General features: G+C 62.7%; 14 protein-coding genes and 1 tRNA gene. 2 read left to right on the forward strand and 13 right to left on the reverse strand.

The window, feature by feature from the left end; genetic code table 11:
• Positions 1-36: 36 nt before the first annotated feature.
• From ACREBX_RS19810 to ACREBX_RS19830, 5 genes are read right to left on the reverse strand one after another with little or no spacing between them, the layout of a single operon-like run.
• Positions 37-1,026, reverse strand: a complete 990-nt coding sequence (locus ACREBX_RS19810) for a DNA polymerase III subunit delta' (RefSeq protein WP_431563447.1) — start codon at positions 1,024-1,026, stop codon at positions 37-39.
• A complete protein-coding gene (gene tmk / locus ACREBX_RS19815; protein WP_431563448.1) occupies positions 1,017-1,634 on the reverse strand; it encodes a dTMP kinase in 618 nt (205 codons plus the stop codon). Before tmk ends, ACREBX_RS19810 begins: the two co-directional genes overlap by 10 nt.
• Entirely contained in the window at positions 1,631-2,854 is a 1,224-nt protein-coding gene (locus tag ACREBX_RS19820) for a D-alanyl-D-alanine carboxypeptidase family protein (RefSeq protein WP_431563449.1), read from the reverse strand. Before ACREBX_RS19820 ends, tmk begins: the two co-directional genes overlap by 4 nt.
• A gap of 11 nt (positions 2,855-2,865) precedes the next feature.
• Positions 2,866-3,834 carry a septal ring lytic transglycosylase RlpA family protein gene (locus ACREBX_RS19825; protein ID WP_431563450.1) on the reverse strand — a complete coding sequence of 323 codons (969 nt, stop codon included), beginning with the start codon at positions 3,832-3,834 and terminating at the stop codon, positions 2,866-2,868.
• Positions 3,835-3,859: 25 nt separating this feature from the next.
• On the reverse strand, positions 3,860-4,855 hold the full coding sequence (locus tag ACREBX_RS19830; RefSeq protein WP_431563451.1) for a lytic murein transglycosylase: 996 nt from the start codon (positions 4,853-4,855) through the stop codon (positions 3,860-3,862).
• Positions 4,856-5,230: 375 nt separating this feature from the next.
• Between ACREBX_RS19830 and ACREBX_RS19835 the strand changes: the two genes are divergently transcribed.
• Positions 5,231-5,320 (forward strand) — tRNA-Ser (locus ACREBX_RS19835).
• Between the two features lie 740 nt (positions 5,321-6,060).
• On the opposite strand, the gene ACREBX_RS19840 is transcribed toward ACREBX_RS19835, so the two are convergent.
• The 4 genes from ACREBX_RS19840 to ACREBX_RS19855 form a co-directional block, all read right to left on the reverse strand.
• Complete coding sequence (locus tag ACREBX_RS19840) at positions 6,061-6,375, reverse strand: hypothetical protein (protein ID WP_431563452.1); 315 nt, start codon at positions 6,373-6,375, stop codon at positions 6,061-6,063.
• Complete coding sequence (locus ACREBX_RS19845) at positions 6,365-6,784, reverse strand: hypothetical protein (RefSeq protein ID WP_431563453.1); 420 nt, start codon at positions 6,782-6,784, stop codon at positions 6,365-6,367. Before ACREBX_RS19845 ends, ACREBX_RS19840 begins: the two co-directional genes overlap by 11 nt.
• An 81-nt stretch (positions 6,785-6,865) precedes the next feature.
• On the reverse strand, positions 6,866-7,189 hold the full coding sequence (locus ACREBX_RS19850) for a hypothetical protein (RefSeq protein WP_431563454.1): 324 nt from the start codon (positions 7,187-7,189) through the stop codon (positions 6,866-6,868).
• Between the two features lie 204 nt (positions 7,190-7,393).
• On the reverse strand, positions 7,394-8,146 hold the full coding sequence (locus ACREBX_RS19855) for a hypothetical protein (protein ID WP_431563455.1): 753 nt from the start codon (positions 8,144-8,146) through the stop codon (positions 7,394-7,396).
• A 201-nt stretch (positions 8,147-8,347) separates the two neighbouring features.
• Here ACREBX_RS19855 and ACREBX_RS19860 point away from each other — a divergent pair, with 201 nt between their 5' ends.
• The gene (locus ACREBX_RS19860; protein WP_431563456.1) at positions 8,348-9,196 is read left to right on the forward strand and encodes a hypothetical protein; all 849 of its coding nucleotides are present in this window, start codon (positions 8,348-8,350) and stop codon (positions 9,194-9,196) included.
• A 260-nt stretch (positions 9,197-9,456) separates the two neighbouring features.
• Here the strand turns inward: ACREBX_RS19860 and ACREBX_RS19865 are convergent, their stop codons facing one another.
• The 4 genes from ACREBX_RS19865 to ACREBX_RS19880 all read right to left on the reverse strand — a co-directional run bounded on the left by ACREBX_RS19865 (position 9,457) and on the right by ACREBX_RS19880 (position 14,439).
• Positions 9,457-10,956, reverse strand: coding sequence for a DUF3987 domain-containing protein (locus ACREBX_RS19865; RefSeq protein ID WP_431563457.1), 1,500 nt, complete (start codon positions 10,954-10,956; stop codon positions 9,457-9,459).
• A gap of 207 nt (positions 10,957-11,163) precedes the next feature.
• Complete coding sequence (locus tag ACREBX_RS19870) at positions 11,164-11,397, reverse strand: helix-turn-helix transcriptional regulator (protein WP_431563458.1); 234 nt, start codon at positions 11,395-11,397, stop codon at positions 11,164-11,166.
• A gap of 469 nt (positions 11,398-11,866) precedes the next feature.
• Entirely contained in the window at positions 11,867-13,138 is a 1,272-nt protein-coding gene (locus ACREBX_RS19875; RefSeq protein ID WP_431563459.1) for a tyrosine-type recombinase/integrase, read from the reverse strand.
• Between the two features lie 209 nt (positions 13,139-13,347).
• On the reverse strand, positions 13,348-14,439 hold the full coding sequence (locus ACREBX_RS19880) for a flavin reductase (RefSeq protein ID WP_431563460.1): 1,092 nt from the start codon (positions 14,437-14,439) through the stop codon (positions 13,348-13,350).
• Positions 14,440-14,453: the final 14 nt, after the last annotated feature.

Consider the following 14,453-nt stretch of genomic DNA (forward strand, 5'->3'; position numbering starts at 1 on the left):
GCGCGCCTTAGCCGCTGGCGCGCGCTAGGGAAAGCGTCAGCGTGCCGTCTGACCCGTCCTCGGCGCCAATTCGGCGAGGCAATTGCCGATTTCGAAACCGACCATCGCGCCGTCGTACGACCCGCGGATCGCATCGCGGACGGTGCGTTGAACGCGGTCCCATTGTGCGAGGATCGGTGCGATGTCGGCCACCGGCCGTTCGCGCGCGAGGCGAGCGAGCAGCCCGGGAACAATGTCGATCACCAGCTCGAGTCGGGCGCGATTGCTGGTCCCGCCGACTTCGCGCGCGAGCGCCTCGCGCAGCCGGTTCTCGGGATCGCCGCTCGTCGCAATGGCGAGCAGCTTCTTTTCCATCGCCGCGACGTCGCTGTCGATCAGCGCGAGCGCCTTGCCCGGCACGCCGCCCGATGCGGCGACTATCGCGCGTACCTCGGCCATTTCGAGCATCGGGCGTAATTCGTGTAGCCATGCGGTCAAGACGTCACGTTCAACAGGCTGAAAACGCATCGTTCTACACCGTGACCGAATGGTTGGGAGCAAACGACCGGGCGAATGGCTGACGAGCAGGAAGAGCGTCTTTGCCGGCGGTTCCTCGAGCGTCTTGAGCAGCGCGTTGGCACCGTCAGTTTCCAGATCGTCGACCGCATCAACGATGATCACGCGCCACTCGCCGAGCGACAGCGACAGGTGCAGGCGGCGGATCATCTGCCGCACCTGCTCGATCGTGATATTGCGGGCGAGTTCCTTGGCCTTGTCCTTCGGCTGGCGCGCGAGACGGAGAATTTCGGGATGATTTCCGGCGTCGACGAGGCGACCCGCCGCGTCGTCGCCCGCGTCATCGAGACCGATCGCCTGTCCGTCGCCGCCGCGTCCATGGGTGACGAGAAATCGCGCGACGCGCTCGGCGAAAGCGCCCTTCCCCATGCCCTGCGGTCCGGCGAGGAGCCAAGCGTGATGAAGGCGGCCGCCCTGCCACGCTTCGAGAAACGCCTTTTCGGCGTCCTGATGGCCGATCATCACAGCCATTCCACAAGTTCATCGAGAATCGCGGCGGTGACGTCGGTCGCGGCTGCGTCGGCATCGACGATCCGCCATCGCGCGGGCTCGCCTTGCGCCATCTCGACAAATCGCGCGGTGAGCCGCTCCTGGTAGTCGGCGGGCTTGTTGCCCATTCGGTCGCTGCCACCACGTTCGGTCAGCCGCCGCGCGGCTTCGTCCGCGCTGACGATGAGCAGGAAGGTGCGGTCGGGCAGCAAACCCAGCGAACCAAAGCCGTGCAGCGTCAGTATATCGGCATCGGTGATGCCGCCGCCGCCGCCCTGATAGGCGCGGCTGGAATCGACGAACCGATCGCAGAGCACCCATGCGCCGCGTGCGAGCGCCGGGCGAATGGCTCGCGCGACATGATCGGCGCGTGCCGCGGCGAAGAGCAACGCCTCGCTGCGCGCATCCCAGCGGTCGTCGCTTCCTTCCATCAGCAGCGTGCGGATCGCTTCCGCGCCCGCGCTGCCGCCGGGTTCGCGCGTCGCTACGGCTTCAATACCGCGCGCCTCCAGCGCGGATGCGAGCGCGCGGATTTGTGTCGATTTACCGACGCCCTCCCCGCCTTCCAGCGTGATGAACCGCCCGGTCACAGTCCGGTCAGCCGGTAAAATCCCGTTCGCGCGCGCGCCCACCAGCCGCCCTCGGCGACATCGGCGGCGGCGATAAGCGGGGTCGTTTGCGGCGGCAAGCCGTCGGGGGTGACGACCAAGTCGGCGACCGGCGTCCCGCGCGTGACGGGCGCAGCGATGGGGGCTTGGGTGCGCATCACCGCGCGATAGCCGCCCTCATAGCCCTTGGGAACCGTCATCCGCACAGCGATCCCGGTCCGGGTGGCGACCGCGGGAATGGCACCTTTTCGGACGCCGACGTGGCCGAGGCTGGCACCGGCGGGGACGATTTCGCGCCCCTCCCATTCCTCGAAACCCCATTTCATCAGCCGCTCGGCTTCGTCGCGGCGCGCTTTTTCGCTGCTCATGCCGGCGACGACCATGATGAGGCGGCGCCCTTTCCGTTTAGCCGAGCCCAGAAAGCAATAGCCCGCTTCGGCTGTATGACCGGTTTTCAGGCCGTCGACGCCTTCGAAGCGGCCGAGGATCGGGTTGCGATTGGGTTGGACGATCGGCTTGCCGTCGGGCGACTTGCCATGCTGAAGCTTCGGCAGCGAAAAATAACGATTATAGCCGTCCGGATGGTCGCGGATCAGCCGGTCTGCGAGCGTGACGAGGTCAGCGGCGCTGACCTTGGTGATGCCGCCATCGGGCCATCCATTGGGGGTTCCAAAACGGCTCGATGCCATCCCAATTTTAGCGGCTACAACATTCATTCTTTTAACGAACGCTTCCTCGCTTCCGTCGATTCCGACCGCGAGAACCGCTGCCGCATCATTGCCCGAAACGGTGATCAGTCCCTTGAGCAATTCATCGACCGAGACTTTTTCGTTCGGGCGCAGGAACATCGTCGATCCACCGGTGCTGCCGTTCCATTTCTTCCACGTCGCCTCGCTGACGGTGAACTGCTTGTCGCGCGCGAGTCCGCCCTTTTTCATCAGGTCGAGCACGACATAGGCTGTCATCACCTTCGCCATCGATGCCGGGGCAAAACGCTTGTCGGCGCCGCGCGAAAAGAGGATCGCGCCCGAATCGAGATCCTTGAGCAGGACGATCGGCGCTTGGGTGACATAGAGCGGGCGGCTGACGGGTGCGCCTTTCGGGCGGGCGTCGCCCGCCGATGCTGCTGGAAAAGCGAACGTCAGGGCGAGGATCGTCAGCGCCGCGGCGCCGCCTTTGGCAATGATGGCCGGCTTCCCCACGCGCCCGACCGTTAGCGGTCGCGCTGGACCACCGCGTCGCGGAAGCCCTTGGCTTTGACCTGACCGAGGGCGCCGCGCGCTTCAGCGTCGCTTGCAAAGGGGCCAACGCGTACGCGCCACAGAGTACCGGCCTTGGTGACCTGCCCGCCGACCGACTTGGCGGCCGCATTGGCGCGGCTTTCCGCACTGAACGCGCCGACCTGGACGACATATTTTCCCGCGCCTGCGGCAGCCGGCTTGGCCGCCGTCACTGCCGGTTTTGCCGTCGGCGCGATCTTCGCTGCCGGGGTGGGCTTGGCTGTTCCGGGGGCTTCAACGACGAGGCGGTCGTCGCCGGGCTTGGCCGTACCCGATGCGATTGGCGCCGCCGACTGCGCGGCGACGGGCGTTGCGGCGACGACCGCAGCCTTGGGCACCGGCAAAGCCTTTGCCTTGCTGCGCAGGATCGCCAGCAGCGATTCGGGTGTAGCGATCCGTTCGGGAACCGGCTTCGCGGCGCGAAGCTGGGCGCGTTCGGCCACCGGCGGGTTGGTGCGGCGGACGCGGACGGCGGAAACACCGTCAGTCAAGCCCAATTGTTCGGCGGCACCGCGCGACAGGTCGATCAGCCGATCGCCAACCATCGGGCCGCGGTCGTTGACGCGCACCAGGATCGTCCGTCCGGTATCGAGCGCGGTGACCTCGACATAGCTGGGCAGCGGCAATGTCTTGTGTGCCGCCGATATGCCCGCGGGATCGAAAATCTCGCCATTCGCGGTAGGCCGCCCGGCGAGTTCCTCGCCATACCAGCTTGCATAGCCGACATCGTCATAGTCGGGGATATCGGCGGGCGTATAGGTGACGCCGCCGACCGAATAGGGATCGCCGACCTTGACCGGCACATCGGCCACGCCCGCAACGGCGGACGAAGGGGTCGGGCTCGCCGTCGGCCCGCCTTCGCGCTTGCCGTCCATACTGCCACAACCGGAGAGCAACAACATTGCCCCCGCCATCAGGCCCCCGCCCCTAACGATCGATTTCATCCGCCAGCAACCCCACAGACAGTGCGTAAAAGTTGGAACAATTATAGTCCAATATCGCACGATAGTTACCGGTCAGCAAATAAGCCGTGCGACCGGGGCCATCGGGCTCGAGAAGCGTCGCCTGGATATTGCCGTCGGGCCAGCGTCCGCCGAGCGGCGCAATGCCGTCGGCGCGCCATTCGGCCACCGAGCGCCAGCGGCTGTGACGGTCGAAAACGCGCGGACAGCGGGTGGGTGTGAGGCGGTTCGCGACGCGGTTGCGGTCGAAGCCTGCGGGAACGGTTACCGCGACACCCCAAGGCTGGCCGGCGCGCCAGCCGGCGCGGCGAAGGTAAGAGCCGATAGATTCGATCGCGTCGGCTTCGCTCGACCAGATGCGCGCGACACCGTCGCCGTCGCCGTCTTCTGCAACCTGCAGATAGACCGACGGCAGGAATTGCGGATAGCCGAAGGCGCCGGCCCAGCTGCCCTTCAGCGCGCTGCGCGGTACGCCGCGTTCGACCATCACCATCGTCGCGATCAGTTCGGGTTCGAACAGGCTCCGCCGGCGCCCTTCATAGGCGAGTGTTGCCAGCGCTTCAGGAAGGTCGAAATTGCCGGTGACCTGGCCATAGGCGGTTTCGTGGCCGTAAATCGCGATCATGATGCTGGTCGGAACGCCGGTGCGCGCCTCGATCCGCGAGAGCAGCGGGAGCAGCCGGTCGTGGACGCGGCGGCCGCCGCCGATGCGCGCGGCGTCGACATGCTTGGCCTTGTACGGCGCGAACGACGGGATCGGTGTGTTGGGGCTCGGCGGGCTGCCCAGATTGTCGCGATCGAGCGCGATAACGCGGGGGTTATAGGTCAGTCCTGCGGTGACCCGGTCGAAGGTCGTGCGCGATACGCCGCGCGCCTGCGCCTTTGGCCACAGCGATTGGACATAGGTGTCGAAGCTGGAATCGCCGGTCTGCGCATGAAGCGGCGCCGAGGCCGTGAGCATCCATGCCGACAGGAAAGCCGTTGCAAACTTGAAAAGGCGTCCGATTCTGAAACGTATAGCGTGCATCATGTCCCCACCATAAGACGTGTCTCGCACAGATGCGAGCGGCTTGGTTAGGTTAAGGGGGGACAGGGCGAGTCCTTGGCGCGATGGGCCGAGCGGGCGAGGTTTTGCTTGCCGCAAGGCGTTCGCGCGCTATGGCGACGCCGTGCGGACAGGTGGCCGAGTGGTTTAAGGCAGCGGTCTTGAAAGCTACCGGAGCTTGTGACCTGTGTGCGGGAATATGAGTGTGGTTACAAGGGGTTAGCGTAGGTCAGGTTCGCTGGGTGCAATCACCCATAAGCCTGTCGTAAGCTGCCAGCCCCGAAACGGTGTGGAAGCGTGGCCGAGTGGTTGATGGCTCCAGTCTTGAAAACTGGCATACCTGCAAGGGTATCGTGGGTTCGAATCCCACCGCTTCCTCCAACCCCTCACAGCAACGCCCCGCACCCGAAGGCGCGAGGCGCTGCACAGCGTCAGGCAGGAGGAGGAAACCTCGCCCCGCTGGTGCGGTCGTTGGATTGACGGGGAACGCACCGCTATGCCCCGGCGTGGCGACGTTCATGCCACGCAACCTCGTTATAAGAATCGGTCTTCGTCTCCCCTGCATCCCGTATTGCCGTCTCCGCCCTTGCACAGCCGCAGGCGAACAACGTCCTCTGAGAAAAATGGGCGACGGCACTTCATGCAGCGGTGCCAGCCCACGCGCCTGACCACGCGCGGCGGGTAATCCACGTCCGTCACCGGCTCCCGGCGTTTACACCCGTCGAAAGGCCACGGGTCCGGTTCAATGATACCAATGGCGGCAGCTTGCCCGCGCATACGGAGCGGCACCTTGGGACCGGGCGGTGGCGGGGGCGGTGGAGCTTTCGGCGGCGCGGGTTGCGGCTGACCCTGCTGGTGCCGCCACGCGAGTAACCACGCTGGCTCACCATCAGCGAGCATGTGCTGTCCCCCATGCGCCGTCCGCCTCCCATGCCTTGAGCGCGGATACCAAATCGATCATGTCGTCCGGTTCGAGCGCCCCGCTTTCAATCCCCGGCAGCACCGCCTGCTCAACCCATGCGTCAAACGAACCATACCAAAGCGCGATAGGGGATGGTCTCGGCTTCCCCGCTTGCTCCATCCGCTTCACGCGGCGTTGGAGGGCGCGGAGACTCATGTGGTTATCGCAGTCCGAGCCGCTCACGCAGATTGTCAGGTCGGGCGCGCTCGGTGATGACCACTGTGGGCGGCGCTACCTCGGGCACGGGTTCCACGTCCGCTTCCGGCGCTGCCACAGGTGCGGGCACGGATGGCTTACCGTCACGCGCGTCGAACAGCGCCTTCGCGATACATGCCATCCGAAGGTTGTGATCCAGCACACCGGCGGCAAGCTGCTGCTGCTCCGCCATAAGGGCGTGATGGCATTCCACGATGCGTTGCGTCTCGTCGGTCGCCATGCCGTACTTCACAATGGGCGCGGGTTCGTCAGCTTTCATGGCGGATCACCTTCAGTTGATGTAGAACGTCATAGGCATCGGCGCGGACCTGCCAGTCGTCGCAGTCGCGCATGACCTCGCAGCATGTGGTCACTACGACCTGTCGCATCTCGCCACGCTCTTGATCGGTCATGCTGGCGACCGCATCGCAGAACGGCTGGAAGCGGCTTGGCTCACGCATGTCGTCGCCGTTGAAGGGAACGACATGGATGGGATGGGCCATCTGGTCCGCCATGCTGACAGCCCAATCCACCGCCGCCTGATATTCCGTGATGGGCTGGTAGCGCAGGTGGCGCACTACCCGCGCACCCGCGTCGTCGTATCCGAGCAGCGAGATGCGCACGAACACATCGTCATCGCCACGCGCATGGGCATGGACGCGGTTTCGTTCAGTCTTGATGATCGTCATGAGCCGGTGCCCCTATGTGTCAATCTGGACGGAAGCCGGTCGCTCTCGGCTTTCTTGCAAACGGCGCGTATTTTGCGGAAATTACTTTCGGGCATCGCTCGCCGCCTCCAAGGCTTCAATCCGAGCGGCCAATTCTTCGGATGCCCGAACGTCCGAGAGCGACTTGATGCCGTCGATGATGAGCCGCCCCACATCAGGGGCCAACTGACCACGCGCCACGCCATCCAATACGGCGGCCACCTGCTCGCTGATCGACGCAGACGGATCAAAGTCGAAGTTCACCTTCTCCGCCTGCGCCTTGATGCTCGGCAGGCACTTCGCCATCAAAATCGCGGCGGAATTGCTATCGCCCTCAAGCGCCTTGCCGATCAGCACCGCCACGATGTTCCGCATCTCATCGAGCATCTGTTGTGTGGCCAGGAGACGCCGATCTGGAATGCCCGCAGGTCTGCCCGAAGGGTTTGGCGAAGGACCGCCCGCTACCCATGACGGGTTGCCGGGGCCGCGAGGTTCAGATGCAGGGGGCGGAGGCGCAGGCTTCCAGTCGCTGCCCCACGGGGGCTGAATTGCAGCGGTCATCGAACTACCTCAATTTGATTAGAGCAAGCGTCAGAGCGCGAACGGCTTGTTGGATTTGTCCCGTTTTGCACGCAATTGCGCCGGGGTGACCTCGCCGGAATACTGGCCGTGCAGATCGAACGTGTTGCCCTTGATCTTGATGGTTCCGACCGCCTTCGCCACCTGCTTCTTCAGCACTCCCATCCGCCCGTCGATCAGATCGCGCGCGGCGGTCACTGCCCGAAGGCGCTTGGCGAGGCCGGGGTTGAACCGCTCGTGATACTCGCGAAGCAGAATCGGCTTCATCTCGTCGTCGATCCCGCTGAGCATCCCCGGAGCGCCCAACACCGCCGATGCGACAACATCGTCTCCGTCGCGGATCGCTTGCGAGATGGCGACCATGCGCTCGCTCAGTGGCAATGCCTTGAAGTGCGCGCGGATTTCGCTGCTGACCATCTGGGAAGCCTTGGATTCGACCGCCTTGGTCATCTCCTTCTCCCAGACCTGCACCTTCTCGTTGAGGCTGGCTGACGCGGTGTCCCATAGCGGATACACCTTCGCGATCATGCGCTTGTCGGCGTAGTCCGCCACTTTGAGAAGCCGTCCGGCATCATTGAGAGTAGGATCGTCCGCCACCGCCGCTTTGGCGTCGTGGATAGCACCGAGCGCAGTAAATGCCTCGCTGAACGCCGACTTGGCAGTGCTGAGGTAAGATGCGGTGTCGTCGTCGTAATCAACGATAGTCGCCATCGCCGCTTCTGGGTCAAGATCGAGACTGACGCGGACGTCTATTTCATCGGCCATATCGAACTACACTTTCGGCTGATAAGTTACGGTAGGCTTATGCGTAACTAACCGCCGTGCATCGACACAAGCGAAAAGTATGTTGTTACAATCACTTACGCCAGTTCAGACGGGTGCGAACATAAAATATGGTATTTGCTGGTCGTGGCTATCAGGTTGAATTTAGGCGGAAGATTGGGCCGCTGTGCTGGCGCTACAGCGGTGGCAGCGTATGGCCGCACCCCTGCTGGCGACGGTGCAGCTTTCGTGCCCCTGTGCCCGGCGCTGTTCGCTGTATGTAGTGACCACGAGCGGGCGGTGGCGGCGCACCCGTTGGGCTGTTATTGTTCCGGCATGGAACCAATCGAAGCTGCCGACGCCGCTATCGCGAGCATGAAGACAACCTTGTTCAATGAACTGGACATGGGCGGCCTGCATTCCCGAAGCCCGACCGCACACAAGTGGAAGGCTCCATACCGAAGCCTCCAGCTGCGGGAGGTCGTTTATTGGCGGCTACTCGATCTGCTGGACCAGTCCCTCCTACTGCACAAGAACGGGCACGGCCTCGGTGCCCGCATCTTATTACGTAGCGCGTTCGAGACGCTGGCGATCTTGATCTATCTGAACCAGCGGATGGCCGCTGTTCTAGCTGGCACGATGGAGTTCAACGATTTCAGCATAACCACGCAAAGGCTGGTCCTCGGATCGAAGGTCGAGGGCGATCCCGAACAAGCTGTGAACATCCTGACCGTGCTGGGACACTGCGACAAACAGTATCCCGGCATGATGGGCCTATATAACGACCTGTCTGAAAGCGCCCACCCGAACTACCAAGGTATGAGCGCCGGATATACCAAGATCGATCACGAGGCCGACACCGTTCAGTTCTACAATCGCTGGATGGAAAAGCACGGCGCAAGACTGCCTGATGGCATCATGCTCTGCATCGAGATTTTCCATCACGAATATAACAAGATCTGGTGCGAGACTTTCGAGAATTTGGAAAAGTGGCTCGAAGCAAATGACGAAATGCTGGAAGCGGCAAGACCAGCACCAGCGGCCGAAGCATGAGCGGCGGTTAGTGCGTTAGTGCGTTAGCCCCGGGGCACCCCCTATATACCCCCAAAACGGCTGAAATGATGCCGGAGAGGCCAGTGTAGGCTAACGCACTAACTTACTATATATTACATATAGAATCCCTAGGGTTTTCGCGGGTTTGCGGCGTTAGCCTCGGCCCGCTAACTTCGGCTACTGTTAGCCCTCGATCTGGCCGGTGGCAGGGCTAATTGCGCTAACGCAGACGCTCGCGGTAGCCCTGCCATCGTGGTCAATCATTTCAGGCCGAGCACCCGAAACGCCCTTCCATGGAAGCTGAAGTTCTCGACCAGCTTGTCGTGTTTGACCTCCATCAAATTGCCGTTTGCAATGGACGTTTTGATTGTCATATCCAGCGCGGCGGTGTGGCCCAGCTTATGCCTCTCGAACATCGTCAGCCGCTGCGTCCGCTGCTGAAGGTATTTGCGCGGGACGATGTTGGCATCCTGCATCGCCTTGCCGTGCTTGAGGTAGATGGGCAGCTTATCGACAGGCATGGTGAGGAACTCGCGGCACAGGTCCAGCACCTTCTGCTCGCGCCCGCCATCGGTGCCCTCTCCCACCTCGCCGGAGTCGATGCGCCGGAGGAAGGTGCCGTTTCCATACTCAACAAGACTTATGGCCCACTGCGCTTGCTCCTCGGTCACGACAGGATTGCAATAGTTGTCGCCAACCGCCAGCAGCGCGGCGACACGGAGCGCCTTTAGATAGGCGCGGTTCCAAACTTGGCGCTTCGCTTCGTCGTCGGATGCGCGGACGCCATCAGCGCATCGCTTGTCGAACCTCTCCAGCAACTCCTTCGCGTCCGCGCTGAATGCCACCATCTGATTGTCGCCCGCCGCGAGAGCCTTGTCTGCATGGTTCATTAGACCAGCAAGATAGATGATCAGATTCTGCGGTGGTCGTTCGATTTGAGCTGCGTTCTTCTCTGGACGGTCGCCGGTATATTCAATGACGAGGAAGCGCGACATAAACCCGTCTTCCATCATTGTCGGTGTGAGAGATTCATAAAACGTACCCGGCGTCGTCTCGCCGATTTGGCTGAAAGCCACACCCCTAATTGATTCGACGTTGTTCTCTTGGCTGCTATAGGAAATGCCACCTGCAATGCTGTTCGGAGCGGACTTCATATATAGGTTCGTCAACTGTGTTCTGAGTGTCTGCATACTCGAATCTTTAGTGGACGACATGGCAAGGAACCTGCGCCCGATTTCTCCACTTACATTTACGAAGCATTGGTTCTGGGAGAGCGCTTTGATAAGTGCTGGTCCAGACGCATACTCTGTGAAGTCCACGAAGTTGCCTGCCACAGGGCTGAGCGGCAGAACGGCGTTAATCAGGTCCGATATGCCGCTGTGCAACGCTTCCTTGCCGATACCGGAGCGAGCCACGAGAACGATATACAGGTTCAGTCCGCTCTTGGGGATAACCCATACCTTGCCACAGATACCCGCCATAAACCCCAGCGCCGCCGTGATGGCGATCTCGGGCACCGGGAGCAGTGCGCTCTGATAAAGGAACTGCGCCACCGCCCCGACGAAGCCCGGGGGCATGGGCAGCGCACCTTGCATGGGTAGCGCGGGACCGTCAGCGGCATATGCGCCCCCTCCCGGTGCCGCAACGGACTGGGCAAGCTGCGCTTTCAGGTCTGCCTGTATCGCTGCCTGCACCTCCGCGCGTTCCTTATCTGCCTTTGCGAAGAAGTCAGGACCAAGTGTGATCTGAGGTTCAGCCATGACGAGCCACCTCCGAGCCGGTCGGGGTAGTAGTCAATCTGTGCGCCAAGCTCATCGCTCCCGGCGAATTTTTACGCGGCGCAAGATATTTCGCAAAATGTTCGGGGCATTGCGGACCGACGGCGAAGCCGGGTATATTTGTGTTGTTCACGTTGATACCTTTCGGGGGCCGGATGCTGCTGGGCGTCCGGCCCCTATTCGTGACGATCATGCTGTGGCGGGATATTGGACCGTCGCGGCGCTGGTGGACGCGAACTTGCGCGCCGCCTTCCACGCCTCAATGTCGGCCGGGTCGTAACAGACCCCGGCTTGCTTGGACTGGCCCAGCTTGATGAAACGCGGCCCCTTGCCCTTACATCTCCAAAATCGGAGCGTGGCGGGTGTTATCCCGATAAGCGCGGCGGCTTCATAATGATTGAGGACGTTGACCGATGCGGTCATGGCGGTGACTCCAGCATCGCCCTGCACGGTCCTTGACCGTCAAGCAGAGCGTCGATGAGCTGTGGTCACCAGCGCCAGAGGAACCCCCTCTAGCAAAGTGTCCGTGTCCTGGGGCTTGCGCCTTACTCCAACGGCTGCGGGGACAGTAGGTTTGAGTGCCCCGTCCCCGGCACTGCAACGCATTGTTAGCACAGGCTAAGCGGCCACGCTCGGACAAAATGCGGTGTTGGCAGTCCCGAACCGGGATCGGCAAAAATCGGCCGGTAGGATTTTAATCCGTAAACCGATCAGGGGGCGATTTGTGGAGGGACGGCTCGCGGCGACTTGCCCGAAAATGCGATCTGAACGACCGGCTACCCGGCCTCGGCTGTAAGGCGGCGTGGGGCGCGATCGGCACCGGGCCGCCCCTAACCCGGCAGCGACCCCGGCCTCACCGCTGTGCGCGAGCCTGCGCGGCCCGCACCGTGCATCACGCGCGCTGCGGCAGCGCCATCTGCACCACGTTGGCACCCGCTACTTTCGCCGCTTCCGTGTCCAGATGATCGGCAATCTTCTGGGCCTCGGGCTGGAGCCACTGAAGGTTTGTCGTGTCGAAGTAGTGTTCGGCGGTCACGTCGCGGGTGATGTGGTTCGTAAGCAGGTCGGTCCTGAACTTTTCGATGCGGCACTGGCGCAGAGCGACGTTCGTATAGGTCCGGCGAAGCGCGTGTGGGGTGATGGCGCTACCGGCAACGCCGCTCAGCTTCTTCATCAGATCGCGCGGATCTTTGATATGGCCAAGCACGCCCCAGCTCGGGAAGACGTATTCGTTGTCCTCGACCCTCGGACGGGCTTTCAGCAGCTTCACGGCCTGCGTGGAGAGCGGCATTGAGACGGGGTTGGAATTCTTCGGGTTAGGTAGATGGAAATACTGATCTTCCAGATGCACCTGGCTCCACTTGAGCGAAGCCGCCTCGCTGATCCGAAGGCCGGTGAGCATGAGGAACCGCACAAGGTCGATGCTCGACATGGTGTCGCGGTTATGAGCGACCGCCCGCCACTCGGTCAGCGCGTGCCATGCCGCACCGACCTTATTGTCGAGAATGCGCGCCGTGCGGGGCTTCAACCGCACCTTGTCGTCGCGCAGGATGGCAACGGGGTTGTGCGGGATCAGCGGCGAACCGTCCGCCCGCTTATGCTGACGCGCTGCATAGTTGAGCAGCGCCCCGAGAACGGAGAACGCTTGGTTCGCCTGCCCCGGTGAGCCACCCTCACGATTACCACGCAGACCCTTCGTGAGCATCTCGCGATACCGGGTTTTGCACATATCCTCGGTGATGCTGACGACCGGCTTGTCCTTCCACGCCGCAAACGTCGTGGTCACATGGCGCTCAATGGCGTGCTTGCTGGTCGCTTTCAGCTTACCGGGACGGGACACATAAGCATCACAGACGGCTTGCAAGGTGACCTTCATCGCCTCGCTTTGCTTCTTAACGTCACGGGGGTCGCTGCCCAACCGCATGGAGCGCAGATGCTCCTTTGCCTCGTCGCGGGCGCCATCGACGGTAAACACGCCATACGGCCCAATGGTGATGCGGGCTTCTTTGCCACTGCCATCGACCCGCCCCTGCACAACGAAGGTGATCTTTCCTCTTGGCGTGACGCGGACCCCGAAGCCCTTCACCTCCGCGTCCCAATGAAACTCGTCCTTTGGACCGGGCTTGATGCGGTCAACGACCGTTTTCGTAAGTTTGATAGCCATGCGGGAAACCTCATAAGCAAGTCATAAGCAGCTTGCGCTAACTTACGGCAACCTACGTAAAACGTCCAGCGGCCTAAAACCTATATTTCCCGAGCGGTCTCTTGCTTATGACAACCTCTGCAAACATACGCAAACGCCGGTTACGCTAAACTTGAAAACCGCCGTGGGTGCAAGCTCACCGTGGGTTCGAATCCCACCCTGTCCGCCAATCAGGCGAAATGCAGCCGCCGGTATTTCCCGCGGAAATAGAGCAGCGGATCGCGGTGCGGTTCGAACTGCGCGCGCACGACCCGGCCAACCAGGATGAAATGGTCACCCGCTTCGTGCAGCGATTCGTGCTGGCACTCGAACGAGACTAGCGAACTGCCGAGCAGTGGCACGCCTGTCTGGCCGGGCGCCCACGGCTGGCTGGCGAAGCGGTCCTCGCCCTTTGCCGCGAAGCGGTTCGACGTCGGTTGCTGGCCGATCTGCAGCACGTTCACGCCGAAATGCGCGGCTTTGCGTAGCGCCGGCGCGGTTCCCGCGGTGTTGGCAATGCACACCAGCAGCAGCGGCGGATCGAGCGAGACCGAGGTGAAGCTGTTCGCGGTCAGGCCGACGGGCGTTCCCGCGTCGTCGAGCGCAGTGACGATCGTGATGCCGGTCGCGAAACAGCCCATCGCGTCGCGGAGCGTCCGCGGGTCCGATCCGGCCTTGAACTCCATCGCCTCGCGCGGCTGCCGCCGTTCGAGAAATTCGAGTAGCTGGCCGACCAGGGCTTCCTTGCGGTCGGACGCAAGTTCCAGATCGCATTCGTTGATGTCGGCGTTTTCGCCGAGCGGCAGTGCGGCGTTGAACGCATCGCTCACCGCGCTGCATTGCGCGGGTGAAAAGCCGCCGCGTACGACGAGCGCCGGGATGGCCAACCGCGCCGCGACGCCATTCGCGATGGCGTCTTCGTCGATCGGCATGTCGACCAGCACCAATCCGGCGGCCAGCAGGGCGCCTTCGAGTGCCAGCGCGCGTATCGCTATCCATCCGCCGCGCCCTGCGGTCACAACAACCGGGCGCGAACCCATTTGTGCGAGCACCGCGCGCAGATCCTCGATATGCGGCGCAAGTCCGTGCTCGTCGCCCGCTTCGCGCAGATCGAGATTGACGACGCGGCGCCCCGAAAGCACCAGCGCGTCGGCGACCTCGCGCCACGCGGCGCGGCCCTGGCCAACCTCGGGGATCAGCAGCACCGCGGGATCGTTTTCGTCGCCCAGCATGTCGGCCGACAGAGGAATGCCGCCGAAACCCTTATATTCGATGAGGCTCAAAAATCCCCCTTGCC

The organism is Sphingopyxis sp. (genome assembly GCF_050725655.1).
GTDB lineage: Bacteria > Pseudomonadota > Alphaproteobacteria > Sphingomonadales > Sphingomonadaceae > Sphingopyxis.